The sequence below is a fragment of the Gemmobacter sp. genome (genome assembly GCF_016792925.1).
GTDB lineage: Bacteria > Pseudomonadota > Alphaproteobacteria > Rhodobacterales > Rhodobacteraceae > Gemmobacter.
This window is the reverse complement of sequence record NZ_JAEULU010000307.1, coordinates 1-15,601: the sequence shown is the minus strand read 5'-3', so window position 1 is coordinate 15,601 and position 15,601 is coordinate 1. Positions and strand designations below refer to the sequence as shown.

Annotated in this window: 15 protein-coding genes; 5 read left to right on the top strand and 10 right to left on the bottom strand. The window is 66.1% G+C overall.

What is annotated here, in order from left to right:
- Positions 1-127 precede the first annotated feature (127 nt).
- From speB to JNN06_RS14915, 4 genes are all read right to left on the bottom strand, one after another.
- On the bottom strand, positions 128-1,093 hold the full coding sequence (gene speB / locus JNN06_RS14930; protein ID WP_291240387.1) for an agmatinase: 966 nt from the start codon (positions 1,091-1,093) through the stop codon (positions 128-130).
- Between the two features lie 92 nt (positions 1,094-1,185).
- Positions 1,186-2,229 (bottom strand): YheC/YheD family protein, encoded by a 1,044-nt coding sequence (locus tag JNN06_RS14925; protein ID WP_291240386.1) that lies wholly within the window; start codon positions 2,227-2,229, stop codon positions 1,186-1,188.
- A 22-nt stretch (positions 2,230-2,251) separates the two neighbouring features.
- Entirely contained in the window at positions 2,252-3,367 is a 1,116-nt protein-coding gene (gene aroB, locus JNN06_RS14920) for a 3-dehydroquinate synthase (RefSeq protein ID WP_291240385.1), read from the bottom strand.
- Positions 3,368-3,370: 3 nt separating this feature from the next.
- Positions 3,371-3,919, bottom strand: coding sequence for a shikimate kinase (locus JNN06_RS14915; protein ID WP_291240384.1), 549 nt, complete (start codon positions 3,917-3,919; stop codon positions 3,371-3,373).
- Between the two features lie 206 nt (positions 3,920-4,125).
- On the opposite strand from JNN06_RS14915, the gene JNN06_RS14910 reads away from it, so the two are divergent.
- The 4 genes from JNN06_RS14910 (at position 4,126) to JNN06_RS14895 (ending at position 8,216) form a co-directional block, all read left to right on the top strand.
- The gene (locus JNN06_RS14910) at positions 4,126-4,260 is read left to right on the top strand and encodes a hypothetical protein (RefSeq protein ID WP_291240383.1); all 135 of its coding nucleotides are present in this window, start codon (positions 4,126-4,128) and stop codon (positions 4,258-4,260) included.
- Entirely contained in the window at positions 4,250-5,932 is a 1,683-nt protein-coding gene (locus JNN06_RS14905) for a hypothetical protein (protein ID WP_291240382.1), read from the top strand. The genes JNN06_RS14910 and JNN06_RS14905 overlap by 11 nt, the downstream gene beginning before the upstream one ends.
- Positions 5,929-6,888 carry a site-specific tyrosine recombinase XerD gene (locus JNN06_RS14900; protein ID WP_291240381.1) on the top strand — a complete coding sequence of 320 codons (960 nt, stop codon included), beginning with the start codon at positions 5,929-5,931 and terminating at the stop codon, positions 6,886-6,888. The genes JNN06_RS14905 and JNN06_RS14900 overlap by 4 nt, the downstream gene beginning before the upstream one ends.
- A 62-nt stretch (positions 6,889-6,950) precedes the next feature.
- Positions 6,951-8,216, top strand: coding sequence for an HlyC/CorC family transporter (locus JNN06_RS14895; RefSeq protein WP_291240388.1), 1,266 nt, complete (start codon positions 6,951-6,953; stop codon positions 8,214-8,216).
- An 18-nt stretch (positions 8,217-8,234) separates the two neighbouring features.
- Here JNN06_RS14895 and JNN06_RS14890 read toward each other — a convergent pair whose 3' ends face one another.
- Together JNN06_RS14890 and JNN06_RS14885 are read right to left on the bottom strand one after the other, a co-directional pair.
- Positions 8,235-9,545, bottom strand: a complete 1,311-nt coding sequence (locus JNN06_RS14890) for a CAP domain-containing protein (RefSeq protein WP_291240380.1) — start codon at positions 9,543-9,545, stop codon at positions 8,235-8,237.
- A gap of 114 nt (positions 9,546-9,659) precedes the next feature.
- Positions 9,660-11,249 (bottom strand): helicase HerA-like domain-containing protein, encoded by a 1,590-nt coding sequence (locus JNN06_RS14885; protein ID WP_291240379.1) that lies wholly within the window; start codon positions 11,247-11,249, stop codon positions 9,660-9,662.
- Positions 11,250-11,657: 408 nt separating this feature from the next.
- Between JNN06_RS14885 and JNN06_RS14880 the strand changes: the two genes are divergently transcribed.
- Entirely contained in the window at positions 11,658-12,320 is a 663-nt protein-coding gene (locus JNN06_RS14880; protein WP_291240378.1) for an invasion associated locus B family protein, read from the top strand.
- A gap of 40 nt (positions 12,321-12,360) precedes the next feature.
- Here the strand turns inward: JNN06_RS14880 and JNN06_RS14875 are convergent, their stop codons facing one another.
- The 4 genes from JNN06_RS14875 to JNN06_RS14860 form a co-directional block, all read right to left on the bottom strand.
- Entirely contained in the window at positions 12,361-13,572 is a 1,212-nt protein-coding gene (locus tag JNN06_RS14875; RefSeq protein ID WP_291240377.1) for a beta-ketoacyl-[acyl-carrier-protein] synthase family protein, read from the bottom strand.
- The gene (locus tag JNN06_RS14870; RefSeq protein WP_291240376.1) at positions 13,569-13,835 is read right to left on the bottom strand and encodes an acyl carrier protein; all 267 of its coding nucleotides are present in this window, start codon (positions 13,833-13,835) and stop codon (positions 13,569-13,571) included. The genes JNN06_RS14875 and JNN06_RS14870 overlap by 4 nt, the downstream gene beginning before the upstream one ends.
- Before the next feature lie 47 nt (positions 13,836-13,882).
- Positions 13,883-14,962: a UDP-3-O-(3-hydroxymyristoyl)glucosamine N-acyltransferase gene (gene lpxD, locus JNN06_RS14865; RefSeq protein ID WP_291240375.1), complete on the bottom strand. Its 1,080-nt coding sequence runs from the start codon at positions 14,960-14,962 to the stop codon at positions 13,883-13,885.
- A gap of 42 nt (positions 14,963-15,004) precedes the next feature.
- On the bottom strand, positions 15,005-15,601 hold a 597-nt coding region (locus tag JNN06_RS14860; protein WP_291240374.1), incomplete at its 5' end, for a L,D-transpeptidase family protein.

Sequence of the window (15,601 nt, the reverse complement as noted above, 5' to 3'; positions counted from 1 at the left end):
ATGCTGGCGGGATGATCCGCCAGCGTCACATGCCAGCGCGCCGGGTCGACCGGGGCCAACCGCACGAAGGCCGAGAAACAGACCACCGCCAGCAGCGGCAGGCCAAAGGTGACCAGCGCGATCCATTTCATCGCCGGGTTTTCGCCCAGTGATAGAGGCAAATCAGCTCATAGGCGACATGGGCGCCCGCAATCGCGGTGGCGCCGGTGGTGTCATAGGGCGGAGACACTTCCACCACATCGCCGCCGACGATATTGATGCCCGCCAGATCGCGCAGGATCGCCGCCGCCTGCCAGCTGTGCAAGCCGCCCCAGACCGGCGTGCCGGTGCCGGGGGCATAGGCCGGGTCCAGCGCGTCGATGTCGAAGGTCAGGTAGACGGGGTGATCGCCCACGATGCCCTTCACCTTCTCCACAATCGCCGCCACGCCAATCTCGTGGCAGGTCCGCGCCTCCAGCACATTCATGCCGAGGTAATCCTCGCAAAAGGTGCGGATGCCGATCTGGACCGAGCGTTTCGGGTCTACCAGCCCGGTTTTCACCGCCTTGTACATCATCGTGCCATGGTCGATGCGGCTCAGATCGTCATCTTCCCACAGGTCGGAATGGGCATCGAAATGAATGACGCTCATCGGGCCGAACTTTTCGGCATAGGCCTTGAGGATCGGGTAAGTGATAGAGTGATCGCCGCCCAGCGTCACGCTGCCTGCGCCCGCCGCCAGAATGGTGCGGATATGGCTGGTGAGGCGATCGGGGAAATCGGCGGTCTTGGCGTAATCGAACGCCAGATCGCCATAGTCGATCACATTGAGGTCTTGCAGCGGATCGGTGCCCCAGCCCTGCGGCGGATCATAGGGTTGCAGCGTGCTGGCCTCGCGGATCGCGCGCGGGCCAAAGCGGGTGCCGGTGCGATGGGTCACCGCCTGATCGAAGGGCACGCCCGTCACCGCCAGATCGACGCCCGCCAGATCCTTGGTATAGGTCCGGCGCAAAAAGCTGGTGGCGCCGCCGAAAGCGTTTTCAAAGGCATAGCCGCGCAGACCCTTGCGGGTGAAGGCGGTGTCGACATCGTTCTTGGCATCTTCCAAAGCCATGCAGAACGCTCCTGTTCATGAAGCGGTCGTCATTTGGGCAACGGAGACGCGCCGGATCCGGTGCCCTGAACATGCCGGGCCGGGGCGGAAAGTCAAGCCTTCGCCGCGCGGCGCGACCGGGCTTTCGCCAGCACATGCAGCGCATAGGCGGCGCGCGGCACGGCATCTTCGATCTCGAAATATTTCGCGCCGGGAAAGGCATTGACCTCGAACAGCCAAAAGCGGCCCTCGGGATCAAGGCCGAGATCAAAGCCCAGGGCGTCAATCTCGCGCCGTGGGAACAGAGCCTGAAAATCGGCGGGCAGGCGGCGAGCCAGGTCTTTCAGCCGTGCCATGATCGCCGGGGCCTCGGCACCATGGCGCAGCGCCAGAAAGGTCTCGGGCGCGGCGATGGAACCGCCCTGCCCGATATTGGAGGCAATGCCGCGCCCCGCGCCGATCCGGGCGTAAATCTTCACCACAACCCAGTCGCCCTCTCCATTGCGCCGCACATGCAGGCGGATGTCGAAGGGCAAGCCGCTGGGGCTGCGCGACAGGATATAGCGCTGCATCACATGGGGACGGCTGGCAAGGCGTTGGGAAAGATGCGTCACAAGCTGCTGTTCTGACAGCATTTCCTCTTGCTCGCCCTCCATGATGCGCCAGCCCTGGGCCGCGGGGGCCAGATGCACAAGGCCGCGCCCGCCCGAGCCGAGCAACGGTTTCAGCACCACCTCGCCCTGATCCGCCCCAAAGCGCAGCACCGCCGCCGGATCAAGGGCCGGTTCGGTGGGCAATTGCAGCTCGGGGTAGAACCCGCCCGCCGTCATGCGCCGCGCGATCTCATCCTTGTCGGCCAGCCGCCGCGTGGTGGCAGGGGCCCGCGCCGTCAGCGCCTTCCAGACCGGGCCGCCATCGCGGACCCGGCCATCATTGTCGATCACATCGGGAAAGCGGCTGTCCTGGCGCTGCCATCCCGTCCCATCGGGGCGCCAGCGCCAGCCCAGAATGCGCTGGCGGTCCAGATCGACATCGGCGGGGGTGAACCACAGCAGATCGGCCCCCAGCATCGCCGCCGCATGGGTCAGCGCCAAGGCATTGGCGCCGGGGCGCCCCTGCCAGCGCAGCATGCCGATCAAGGGGCGGCCTTGTGCCATTTCAATGCCTTGCCCGCGACACTTAAAGTTTTGCGTCAAGCGCATCCTGCAAGAGGCGCAGCACCAGATCGCCCGGCACATCCTCGGCCACGAAGGCCTGCCCGATGCCCCGCGCCAGAATGAAGCGCAGCTTGCCGTCGATCACCTTCTTGTCCTGCCCCATCAGCGCGAGCAGCGCCTCGGCCCCCGGCAGATCGCCCGGAATATCGGCCAGATCCAGCTTCATGCCCATGGCCTTCAGATGCGCCCGCACCCGGCTCGGGTCTTCCTGACTGCACAGGCCAAGGCGCGAGGACAGCTCGAACGCCAGGGCACAGCCGATGGCCACCCCCTCGCCATGCAGCAGGCGGTCGCCATATCCTGTCGCCTTTTCAAGGGCATGGCAGAAGGTATGCCCAAGGTTCAGCAACGCGCGGTCGCCTTCTTCGGTCTCGTCGCGCGCCACGATCTCGGCCTTCATCTGGACCGAGCGCAGCACGGCGCGCTGGCGCTTCGCCGGATCGCGCGCCAGATCGACGGCATTGCCTTCCAGCCAATCAAAGAACGCCGCATCGCCCAGAAGCCCGTATTTCACCACCTCGCCATAGCCCGAGAGGAAATCGCGCGCAGGCAGGCTTTCCAGCACGCCGATATCAGCCAGAACGAGGCTGGGCTGATGGAAAGCACCAACAAGGTTCTTGCCCTGCGCGGTGTTGATGCCCGTCTTGCCGCCCACCGAGCTGTCGACCTGTGCCAGCAGCGTGGTGGGGATTTGCACGAACCGGACGCCCCGCCGCAACACCGAGGCCGCAAAGCCCACCAGATCGCCGATCACCCCGCCGCCAAGCGCCACCACCACATCGCGCCGCTCGACCTTCTGCTCCAGCAGCCATTCGACACAGGTCGCCAGATGCGGCCAGCTTTTGGTGGCCTCGCCCGCCGGCAGGCGCAGCGCGGCGGTGGCGATGCCGGCCTCGGCGCAGGCGGCCTCCAGCGTGGCCAGATGCAGCGGCGCCACCGTCTCGTCGGTCACGATCGCCACACGCTTGCGGCGCAACAGCGGCGCCATTTCGGCCCCGGCTTGCGCCAGCAGGCCCTGCCCGATCCGCACCTCATAGGCCCGCGCCCCGAGCGCGACCTCCACCACATCCACAGCCATGCCTCAGATCCTTTCCAGCACGTCATCCCGGCCGCGCAGCGCCTCGATCACCCGCAGCGCCATATCCTCGACCGAAAGTTCGGGCGCCGCATCCACCGCCAGATCGGCCAGCCCGTAAAGCGGCACCCGCGCCTCATACAATTGCCGCAGCGTCTCGCGCGGGTTTTCGGTGCGCAACAGCGGCCGCGTCGTCTTGTGGCGCACGCGCTGCCACAGCAGATCCAGATCGGCCCGCAGCCAGACCGAAACCCCCGCCCCGGCGATCACGCGCCGGTTGCCCTCGGCCAGAAAGGCGCCACCGCCGGTGGACAGCACGCAAGGCGGCCCCGCCACCAGCCGCCCCAGCACTTCGGTTTCGCGCGCCCGAAAGAACGGCTCGCCGTCACGCTCGAAAATCTCGGGGATGGAGCGCTGCGCGGCCTTCACGATCTCTTCGTCCGAATCCCGGAACGGCACCGCCAGCAGACGCGCCAGCGCCGTGCCCACAGCCGTCTTGCCCGCCCCCATCATGCCGACCAGCACGATGGTCTTTTTCAGACGTTCGGCGCCCATCACTCCCCCCACACAGCTTTTGACTGGTCTTGCACGGCTTGGCGGTTTCCCGCCCGGCCTTGCCGACTGTTTTCCTTTGAATGGCGTGAAGTCGCGACGATTGCCATATATAATCGACACGAAGCCCCCCGCCGGACCCGGCTTTGCCCTTGGCATTGCCCGGGTCTGACGGCATGTAGGGGGAAAGACCAAAGAGGACGAGCCGCATGGGACGGATCATCAAGCTGTTGTTGCTATTGGCGATCATCGGGTTTCTGGGGCTTGTGGGCTATGCCTATCTGGGGGTCACGCCGCCCGCGCCGCAGCCCGTGACGAAACCGGCGGTGCTGGATGGCAACTGACGGCGGCTTGCGTCTGGGCCTTCTGGCGCTGGCTTTGGCCATGGCGGGCGGGCCCGCGCGTGCCGATGACCCGCTTTCTGCGATTGACTGGCTGTCGAAATCGGTGACGGCGCCCAAAGGCGCGCTGAACCCCGGCCCCTCTGCGGGCATGCCCGCGCCGGGGTCGAGCCTGCCGCGGGGCACCGCCTTGCCCGCCTCGGTGCCGCTGCCGCGCAAGCTGCCCGATGAACCGGCGGTGACCAAGGATGCCAGCCCCGGCCAGATCACCGCGATGGTGCTGGGCAAGGCCTCGCCCGATGGCGTGGGCCTGTTGTCATCCGGCCAGACCGGCCTGCCGCACCGGCTTTGGGCACTGGCCCGCACCGAAGACATCGCCCGCCGCCTGACCGCCGAGCGCAGCAATACCCTGCCCTCGCTTCAGGCGCTGCTGACCACGCTGCTCTTGGCCGAGGCCGAGCCGCCGGTGGATAGTGGCGGGCGCGGCCTGCTGCTGATGGCGCGGGTGGACAAACTTCTGGCCATGGGCGCGCTGGATCAGGCAGCGGCGCTGATCCAGCGGGCAGAGCCTGCGCCGGTGGCGCTTGCGCCCGATCTGTTCCGCCGCCGCTTTGACATCGCGCTGCTGACCGGCACCGAGGATGCGGCCTGCATCGAGATGCAATCGGCGCCGCATCTGGCGCCCACCCTGCCCGCGCGCATCTTCTGCCTTGCCCGCGCGGGCGATTGGCAGGCAGCGGCGCTGACGCTGGCCACCTCGCAGGCCCTTGGGCAGGTGCCCGCCGAGGAGGAAGACCTGCTGCTGCGCTTCCTCGACCCGGCAGAGGCCGATGGCGCCGAGCCGCTGCCGCCGCCTGCCCAGCCCACGCCGCTGAGCTGGCGCATGTATGAGGCAATCGGCGAGCCGCTGCCCAGCCTTGGTCTGCCAGTGGCCTTTGCCCATGCCGAGCTGCGCCCGCAGGCCGGGTGGAAAGCGCAGCTGGAGGCGGTGGAGCGGCTGGCGCGCATTGGTGCCGTGCCGCCGCAGGCGCTGTTGAACCTTTATACCGACCGCCGCCCGGCAGCCTCGGGCGGGGTCTGGGATCGGGTGGCGGCCTTCCAGCGCTTTGACCGCGCGCTTGGCGGGGGCACGGCGCAGCCGGTGCCGGATGCCGTCGCGGCCGCCCTGCCCGAGGCCTGGGCTGCGATGATGGCCGCCGAACTGGAAGCGCCCTTTGCCCAGCTTTACGGCGCGCGGCTGATGGAGCTGCCCTTGCAGGGCGAGGCCGCGCAGCTGGCCTTCCGCATCGCGCTGCTCTCGCCGCAATATCGCGCCGCCGCCGAGGCCCGCGCCTCTGCCCAGAGCCGCGCTGCCCCCCCGGCCCCCGACCTGCAAGAGGCCTTCCTGATCGGCCTTGCGCGCGGGCGGGTGGACGGGCTGACGGCGCCCGACAGCATGTCGCGCGCCATTGCCCCCGCTTTCCTCGCGCCGCAGATCACCGAGGAGGCCGAGGCCCTGCTGAAAGACCGCCGCGTGGGCGAGGCGCTGTTGCTGGCGATGGATGATCTGGGGCGCGGGGTCACCGGCGATCCGCGCGGCGTGGCCGAGGGCCTGTCGCTCTTGCGCAGGCTGGGGCTGGAAGATGCCGCCCGCCGCGTCGCGCTGGAGCTTTTGCTGCTGGAGCGGCGCGGATGAGCGAGGCTGAGCGCTGGATCTCCACCTTTCTGGATGCACAGGCCGCCGAGCGTTCGGCGGCGGTGAATACCCGCCTCGCCTATGGCCGCGACCTGCTGGATTTCGCGGGCTGGCTGGCCCATCGCGACCGGGGCCTCGCCAGCGCCGATCGCGAGGCGGTGGAGGATTACCTGATTGCCTGCGAGGCGGAAGGGCTTTCCAAATCCACCCGCGCGCGCAGGCTTTCGGCGATCAAGCAACTCTATCGCTTTGCCCATGAGGAGGGCTGGCGCACCGACAATCCGGCGCTGCGGCTGAAGGGGCCGGGGCTGGATCAGCGCCTGCCGGTGGTGCTGAGCCATGAGGAGGTCGACCGCCTGCTGGAGGCCGCGCGCGACAAGGGCCGGTCCTTGCAGGATCAGGCGCGCAATCTGGCGCTGGTGGAATTGCTTTATGCCACCGGCATGCGGGTTTCCGAACTGGTGGAGCTGCCGGTGGCCGCCGTGCGCGGCGATCCGCAGATGATTCTGGTGCGCGGCAAGGGCGGCAAAGAGCGGCTGGTGCCGCTGTCTGCTCCGGCGCGGGCGGCGGTGGCCGAATGGCTGGCCCTGCGCGACAGGACCGAGGCCGAGGCGCGCAAGGCCGGCAAGCCCGCCTCGAAATTCCTGTTTCCGGGCCGGGGTGCCGCCGGCCATCTGACACGCAACCATTTCTATGTGCTGATCCAGCAAATTGCCGTGCTGGCCGGGATCAGCCCCTCCAAGGTCACACCACATACGCTGCGCCATGCCTTTGCCACGCATCTGCTGGCCGGGGGCGCCGATCTGCGGGTGATCCAGACGCTGCTCGGCCATGCCGATGTCGCCACCACCGAGATTTACACGCATGTTCTGGACGATCACCTGAAAACGCTGGTGCTGGACCATCACCCGCTTGCCAACAAACCGCCCAAGGCCAAGAGGACACCGGAAGAATGACCGCCGAAACCGCCTCTGCCGCGATTGCCTCCACCAGCTCCGGCCTCTCCGGGGGCGACTGGATGATCGGGGCGGCGATTGTGGTGCTGCTGCTGATGTCAGCCTTCTTTTCGGGGTCGGAAACCGCGCTGACGGCGGCCTCGCGCGGGAAGCTGAAGGCGCAGGCCGACAAGGGGTCCAGCGGCGCCCATGCCGCCATGCGCGTGACCGAGGACAGCGAGCGGATGATCGGCGCGCTGCTGCTGGGCAATAACATAGTCAATATCCTGTCCGCCTCGCTCGCCACCGCGCTGCTGACCAAGCTGTTCGGCAGCAATGGCGTGGCGATTGCGACCTTTGTGATGACCGCGCTGGTGCTGGTGTTTGGCGAGGTGCTGCCCAAGACCATCTCGATCACCTATCCCGAGCCCGTCGCCACCCGCGTGGCTCCGGTGGTGCGGGTGCTGATGGCGCTGTTCTCGCCCATCGTGTCGCTGGTGCGGCTGTTGGTGCGCGGGCTGCTGCGGGCCTTTGGCCTGAAGCCCAGCGAGGATGGCCGGATGCTGGCGATGCGCGAGGAGATCGTGGGAGCCATTGCGCTTGGCCATAGCGAGGGCGCGGTGGAGAAGGAAGACCGCGACCGCCTGCTGGGGGCGCTGCAACTGGCCGACCGCACCGTGGAGGAGGTGATGAAGCACCGCCGCCATATCGAGATGCTGGATGCCGACCAGCCCACCGAAACCCTGCTGGCCCGAGTTCTGGCCTCGCCCCATACCCGCCTGCCGCTGTGGCGCGACGAGCCGGAAAACATCATCGGCGTGATCCATGCCAAGGATCTGCTGCGCGAGGTGGCCCGCCTGATGCGCGAACCCGAAGAGGGCGGCCTGGCCACGCTCGACCTGATGAAAGTGGCGATGAAGCCGTATTTCGTGCCCGAGACCACCTCGCTGGATGAGCAGATGCGCGCCTTTCTGGAGCGCCGCACCCATTTCGCGCTGGTGGTCGATGAATATGGCGCCCTGCAAGGCCTGATCACGCTGGAAGACATCATCGAAGAGATCGTGGGCGAGATCACCGATGAATTCGACGTGGTGCAAAAGGACAAGGCGCTGAAACGCGATGCGCAGGGCGATTACACGGTGGATGGCGCCATGACGATCCGCGATCTGAACCGCGCGATGGATTGGGCGCTGCCCGATGACGAGGCCAATACCATCGCGGGCCTTGTGATCCACGAAGCGCAAACCATCCCGTCCGAAGGTCAGGCCTTCAGCTTTCACGGCTTCCGCTTCGAGGTGGTGGAACGGCGCGAGAACCGGCTGACCCGGCTGAAACTGCGCCCGCTGTAAGGCGGGCGCTGCGTTGGGTCAGATGATCTCGATCAGCTCGGCCAGCGGTCTGGTCGAGGTCAGCCCCTCGACCAGCAGGCTGTTGCCATCGCCAAAGTCGAACAGAACGCCGTCGCGCGTCACCTCGGCGAATTTCGACAGCACCTGCCCGACGCGCAAGGCGCCCGCCGATTTCCACAGCGCATCATCCAGCACAAGCGTGTCGCGCTGGCTGGCCGAGAAATCTTCGACGCGGTCGCGCCCGCAGCGCGCGGCAAACAGGAAGTCATCCGCCCCCGCGCCGCCGATCAGGCGATCCCCGCCTTCGCCGCCGGCAAGCCGGTCCGCGCCGGTACCACCGATCAGCCGGTCCGCCCCCTCGCCACCCTGCAAACGGTCATTGCCGCCATTGCCCGTCAGACGGTCACTGCCCGCGTCCCCCACCAGCACATTCGCCCCGCCATTGCCGGTGATCTGGTTGTTCGCGTCATTGCCTTTCAGGCTGATCCCCAGAACACCAAGCGCTTCCAGCGCGGTCACAGGGCCTGAGACCAGCGCGGCATCGCCCGAAACCCTGAGCAGATTGCCATTCACAAGGTCCAGCTTCACATTGCCATCGCTCAGATCCAGCATGACGCGGGTCGAGGCCTCTGATCCGGGCGAGGTGACGCGCACGACCACCTCCCCCGCAGTGGCAAGCGCCTGATAGCCGCCGGCGGCTGTGGTGCGGCTGCTGCCGACCCCCTCGATGCGGAACACGGCGCCGCCGGTCCCTTCACCGATGGAATAGAAATCGTTCTTGTCCCGGTCCTCATAGGCCACGCCGGTGACATAGACCCGGCTTTGCGACCAGCCGAAGACCTCCACCCCGACCTGATCCCGGCCCAGAAGATCGCCTTCCATATGGACATAGCCGATCTCGCGGAAGGAATCGGCCAGCATGTTGGAGCGGTGGCCGGGGCTGAGCATCCACTGACGGTGGAACTCGTTCATGATCGCGGTATCGGACATATTGCCCGAGCTGATCGCCACGAGGTTTTCACCATAGCCCCAGGTGCCGCGACCCGGATCAAAGCCCACATACATCAGGCGTTCATAAACGCCATCCAGCGCGCCGCCCTGCTTGTGACCGAAAATATCCTTCTCGATCATCCAGGCGGCGTGAAGCTCAGCCGCGCGCTCGGTGACCGCATTATAGGCCAGCACCTGCATCGGCGCGGCGGTGATGATGTCATCGGCATCAACACCGTCATTCAGCGCAATTCCGAAACGCCGTGCCTCGCCCAGCGGATCAAGACGGGCGCGGTTGAGCAGTTCCAGCGCATATTGTTCGGCAGCAGTCATTGCCATGCTGCAACTCCCTCATCCATGAAATCATGGCCCCCAAGCCGGGGCCCCCAGCGATCATTTTGCGGCCATATGTGGCAGTTCAGGCGCGAAAACATGGCTTTTGCACGAAGCATGTCAGCGTTTGCCGAAAATCGTGCCCAGAACGCCCCGTACCACCGCCTGCCCCGTCCGGCTGCCCAACTGGCGGGCAAAGCTTTTGGCAAAGGCCTCCGCCACAGAATCGGAGCGGCCAGCGCTGCTGCGCGGCTTCGGCGCCGGAGCCTCGGCCCGCCCGCCCGCACTGCCCCCGCCATCATAGCGGCGCCCCTTGTTGAACTCGCGCAGCTCCTCGGTGTCGATCCGCAGGCTGCCGCCGCCTGCCGGTTTCGCCTCTTGCCCCGCCGCATCGCGCGCCGCCGCCTCGGCCCGGGCGCGGAGCTTTTCATAGGCCGACTCGCGGTCCACGATCGTGTCGTATTTGCCCTTCAGCGGCGATCCAGCCACCACCATGGCGCGCGCCATCGGGTCCAGCGGTCCGACCTGCGAGGCAGGCGGGCGGATCAGCGTGCGCTCCACCACCGCAGGCACGCCCTTGGCCTCCAGAAACGAGGTGACCGCCTCGCCGGTGCCGACTTCGCGGATGGCATCCTCGGTGGCAAAGCGCGGATTGGGGCGATAGGTCTCTGCCGCCATGCGCAGGTCTTTCTGATCCTTGGCGGTAAAGGCCCGCAGCGCATGCTGCACCCGGTTGCCCAGCTGGCCCAGAATATTCTCGGGCACATCCGCCGGGTTCTGGGTGATGAAGTAAACCCCCACCCCCTTGGAGCGGATCAGCCGCGCCACCTGCTCGACCTTGGCGACCAGTGCCTTGGGCGCATCATTGAACAACAGATGCGCCTCGTCGAAGAAGAACACCAGCCTGGGCTTGTCGGGGTCGCCCACCTCGGGCAGCTCGTCGAACAGTTCCGACAGCAGCCACAGCAGGAAGGTGGCATAAAGCCGGGGCGAGTTCATCAGCTTGTCAGCCGCAAGGATGTTCACCCGGCCCTTGCCCTGCGCATCGCACAGCATCAGATCGGCCAGTTGCAGCGCCGGTTCGCCGAACAGCCGCGCGCCCCCCTCATTCTCCAGCACCAGCAAACGGCGCTGAATCGCCCCGATGGACGCGGTGGCGACCAAGCCATACCGCGTTGAAATCGCGTCGGCATTCTCGCCGATAAAGACCAGCATGGCTTGCAGGTCTTTCAGATCCAGCAGGGCCAGCCCTTCCTCATCGGCCAGCCGGAACGCGACATTCAGCACGCCCTCCTGCGCCTCGGTCAGCTCCAGCAGGCGCGACAGCAGCAAAGGCCCCATCTCGCTGATTGTCGCGCGGATCGGATGGCCCTGCTCGCCGTAAAGATCCCAGAAGGTCACCGGGCAGGCGGCATAGTGCAGATCAAGGCCGATGGTGGCCGCCCGCTTGGTGAAGGGCTCGTGCAGCTTGCCGGTGACAGAGCCCGCCGCCGCCAGACCCGACAGATCGCCCTTCACATCCGACAGGAACACCGGCACCCCGGCGGCCGAGAATCCCTCGGCCAGCACTTGCAGCGTCACGGTCTTGCCCGTGCCGGTCGCCCCTGCGATCAGCCCGTGCCGGTTGCCATATTTCAGCAAAAGGTTTTGCGGCAGGCCATAGCCCTCGCCGCCGCCACCCACGAAAATTGCGCCCGGATCGCTGGTCACCTGAAACTCCTGCCTTGGCCCAAGGCTGAAAATACAGGGTTTGCCGATGCAGGCCAGTGTTCATCTGAGGCGGGACGGCGCTTTTGGCGGCTCCCTGCGCACGGGCTTTGGCATCCGTCTTTTGCGACCTCTTGCGCGTCGCTCCCGACCCAGATTCCTGTTGACCGGCGCAACGTCTCGCACTAGCGTCAGCAGCAATGAAGTCGGCCAGTCCGACAGGGAGCAAAAAACTGCATGGAAAAGGGTTGGCCGCGCGCCAGCCCTTTTCTTTTTCACCTGCCGCGCAAGGGCCGCGCATGCCCTTACGGCTGAGAGCCGCGCATGGCGGCCCCGTCACAGCTTTTCGGCCTGACACTGGCCCCTCTGCATGCTAAAGCCCCGGCATCATTCATTTGAGGACGACTGGAAATGTCGATGATTGACAAGACCAAAGCCGCAGCCCCCTCGCTTCTGGTGGCATTTTCGCTGGCTCTGACCGGCAGCGCGACGCTGGCGCAGGAAGCCCAGACCCCGGCAGCCCCCGCAACCGAAGCGCCTGCCGCCGCAGCCCCCGCCCCTGCAACCCCCGCAGCCGAAGCGCCCGCGGCACCCGCCGCCCCGGCGGATGGCCCCGGCACGATCTATGTCAAAGAGACCTCCGGTGCCTGGCAGGTGCGTTGCATGCGCGTCGAGGCCGGCAAGACCGAACCCTGCAACATCTTCCAGATGCTGAAAGACGAGAAGGGCAATGAGGTCGCCGCGATCGAGATCGCGCCGCGCCCGGCGGGGGAAAAGGCCGTGGCGGGTGCCACGATCTCGGTGCCGCTGGAGACCCTGCTGCAAGCCAAGCTGGTGCTGCAAATCGATTCGTCCAAACCGCTGGTCTATGATTACGCCTGGTGCGACCGCGTGTCCTGCCTGGCGCTGGCGGGCTTCACCGAGGCCGATCTGAAGGCCATGAAGAATGGCAAGGAAGCGACCATGACCATCGTTCCGGCCATGGCCCCCGACCAGAAAGTGCAGACCAAGATCTCGCTCGATGGCATCACCAAGGGCTATGACAGCCTGCCGGTTCCTCCGGCCCAGAAGTAAGAAACCGGGCCGCATCAATACGATGCGGCCCTTTCTTCATCTAGGGTGCGCGTCGCAGCGCCAGCACGGCATTCAGCCCGCCAAAGGCGAAGGCGTTTGACAGCACCGCCGAAACCCGCGCCTCGCGCGCCGTATTCGGCACCACATCCAGCGCACATTCCGGGTCCGGCTCCTCATAGCCGATGGTGGGGGCAATCACCCCCTCGCGCAGCGCCATGAGGCAGGCCAGCAGCTCCACCGCGCCGGTGCCGCCGATCAGATGGCCGTGCATCGCCTTGGTCGAGGAGATCATCACCCGATCCGCCTCCGGCCCAAAGACCTCGGCCACCGCAGCGCATTCGGTGCGGTCATTGGCTGCCGTGCCGGTGCCATGAGCGTTGATATAGCCGACATCGCCGGGGTTGAGGCCGGCATCGCGCAAGGCGCCACTGATCGCCCGCGCCGCCCCCTGCTGCGACGGCATCACAATATCGCCCGCATCCGAGGTCATGGCGAAGCCCGCCACCTCGGCCAGAATATCGGCGCCGCGCCGGGCGGCATGTTCGTATTCCTCAAAGACGAATACCGCCGCCCCCTCGCCCTGCACCATGCCGTTGCGGTTCAGGCTGAACGGGCGGCAGGCGTCTTTCGACATGACGCGCAACCCTTCCCAGGCCTTGATGCCGCCAAAGCACAGCATGGATTCGGCACCGCCCGTCAGCACCGCCTTGCATTGGCCGCTACGCACCATCTGAAACGCCTGCCCCATCGCGTGATTGCTGGAGGCGCAGGCGGTCGAGACGGTGAACACCGGGCCGCGCAGGTTGAACTCCATCGACAGATGGCTGGCGGCGGCATTGTTCATCAGCTTGGGCACGACAAAGGGGTGAACGCGGTTCTTCCCCTCCTCATAGACAGAGCGGTAATTCTCGTCCCAGGTGTTCACACCCCCGCCCGCCGTGCCCAGCACGACGCCCGCATCATAGCCCAGATGGCCATCGAAATTCAGCCCGGCCTGGGCCACCGCCTCGCGCGCGGCCAGCAGGGTGAACTGGGTGAATTTGTCATAAAGAACAATCTGTTGCCGGTTGAAGTGCAGATCCGGGTTCCAGCCCTGCACCTGCGCGCCGATCTGGATGGCCAGCCGCTCCACATCGCGGAACTCCAGCGGACCGATGCCGCAGCGCCCCTCGCGCATCGCGGCATAGGTGCCCTTCACGTCAGGGGCCAGCGCGTTGACCGTGCCGGCCCCCGTAATGACAACCCGCTTCATGCGGCCTTGGCCCCGGCCACCAGCCCCTCCACCGCCGCGATGATCGCCGCGACCGAGGAAATATCGAAGCCGGATTTGCCCGGCTCATTGGCGTTGAACGGCACCGAAACGTCGAAGGCCTCTTCGATGGCGAAGATGCTTTCCACCAGGCCCAGGCTGTCCAGCCCCAGATCCTGCAAGGTATCGGTCAGGCGAATGTCAGAGACATCCATCACGGCCTGCTCGGCCAGAATGGCGATCACATGGTCTTTCACGGTCTGCATGTCAGCACCTCCTGATCCCGGTCTATCCCGAAGATATGGTGGCGATTTCACAGTTTTGAAACAGTTTTTTGAAGCTCGGCCACCGTCGCCGCCAGCCTTGGCAACCGGCGCAGCGCCTTGTTGATCTCGACCTGCGTTTCCATCTTCACCGCCGGATTGCCCAGGATCACCCGGCCCGCGGGCACATTGGTGAAAATCTTGGTGGAACCGCCCGCGATCACGTCATCACCGACAAAGATATTGTCCGACACACCGCATTGCCCGGCCAGCACCACGCGGTTGCCGATACGGGTAGAGCCTGCGACGCCCACCTGACCGCAGATCAGGCAATCTTCCCCGACCTGCACATTGTGGCCAAGGTGAACAAGGTTGTCGATCTTGGTGCCGCGCCCGATGATGGTATCGCGGATGGTGCCCTTGTCGATGGTGGCATTGGCGCCCACCTCGACATCATCGCCCAGCGTCACGGCCCCCAGGCTGTGAATGCGCGTCCAGGCCTGTTCGCGGATTTCCTCGCGTTGCCCGAGGGTTGCGCGAATTTCCTCAACCCCGCTTTTCTCGGGCGTCACGAAGGAAAAGCCATCGCCGCCGATCACGCAGCCCGGCTGGCCGATGAAGCGGTCGCCAATGGTGACATGCGAGCCGATCTTCACACCCTGCATGAGTAAGGCATCGCAACCGATTGTTGCGCCTTCGGAAACACTGACATGGCTGGCGATGCGGGCGCGCGGGCCGATGGTGACGCCCCGCCCGATCACCACGAAGGCCGCAATGCTGGCGCCCTCGCCAATCACCGCCGTCGGGTGAATATCGGTCAGCGCGTGTACACCTTGCGCGATCTCGGGCCCGGCATCCAGCATCCTGCTCAGCCCCGCCATGGCGAGGCGCGAGCGCGGTGCAAAGATCGCCGCCTCCAGCCCCAGCCCCTGCCAATCCGCCCCCGGCCAAAGCAGCGCCGCGCGGGCCTGCCCCTTGGCCAGCCCCTCGGCATAGGCCGGGCTGGTCGCCAGCGCCAGATCCTGCGGCCCGGCCGCCTGCGGCTCGGCCGCGCGGGCGATGATCAGGTCAAGATTGCCCGCCGCTTCGGCCCCGAGGGCTGCGGCAAGATCACGGATCGTATGGGGCATGGCAAAACTCCGGCCGGGGGCCACAATGCCCCCCTGCCAGATTTAGCCCTGATGCGGCGCCGATGCCACCCCGGCCTCGCGCAGCGCCTCAAAGATCAGCGCATCACGGCCATAGATGTCGCGGCGGAAATGCACATCGCCCTTCGCCGTTGGGAAGGCCGTGAAATAGACCAGATGCACCGGCACATGCACATCCAGCTTCAGCGCCTGCTCGCGCCCGGACTCGAGCGCCTGGCTGAAGGTGGCGGCCGGGTCTTCGGATTGCTTTGCCAGCAAGGCATGCGCGAAATCAAAGGGTTGCCCCAGCCGGATACAGCCATGCGAGAAGGCGCGCACCTCACGGTCGAACAGCGATTTCGACGGCGTGTCATGCAGGTAGATGTTCCACTCGTTCGGGAACATGAACTTCACTAGCCCCAAGGCATTGCCATCCGAGGGCGGCTGGCGCATGGCAAAGGGGAAATTGGCGGCGGTATATTTGCCGAAATTCACCGCCCCCCGGCTGACGACGCGGCCATTGCGATCGACGATCTGCAAATGCCCGGCAGCATTGGGGTTTTTCTTCAAAAGCGGCAGATATTCCTTGGTGGTGATCGAGCGCGGCACCGACCAGCTCGGGTTCACCACCATATATTCCAT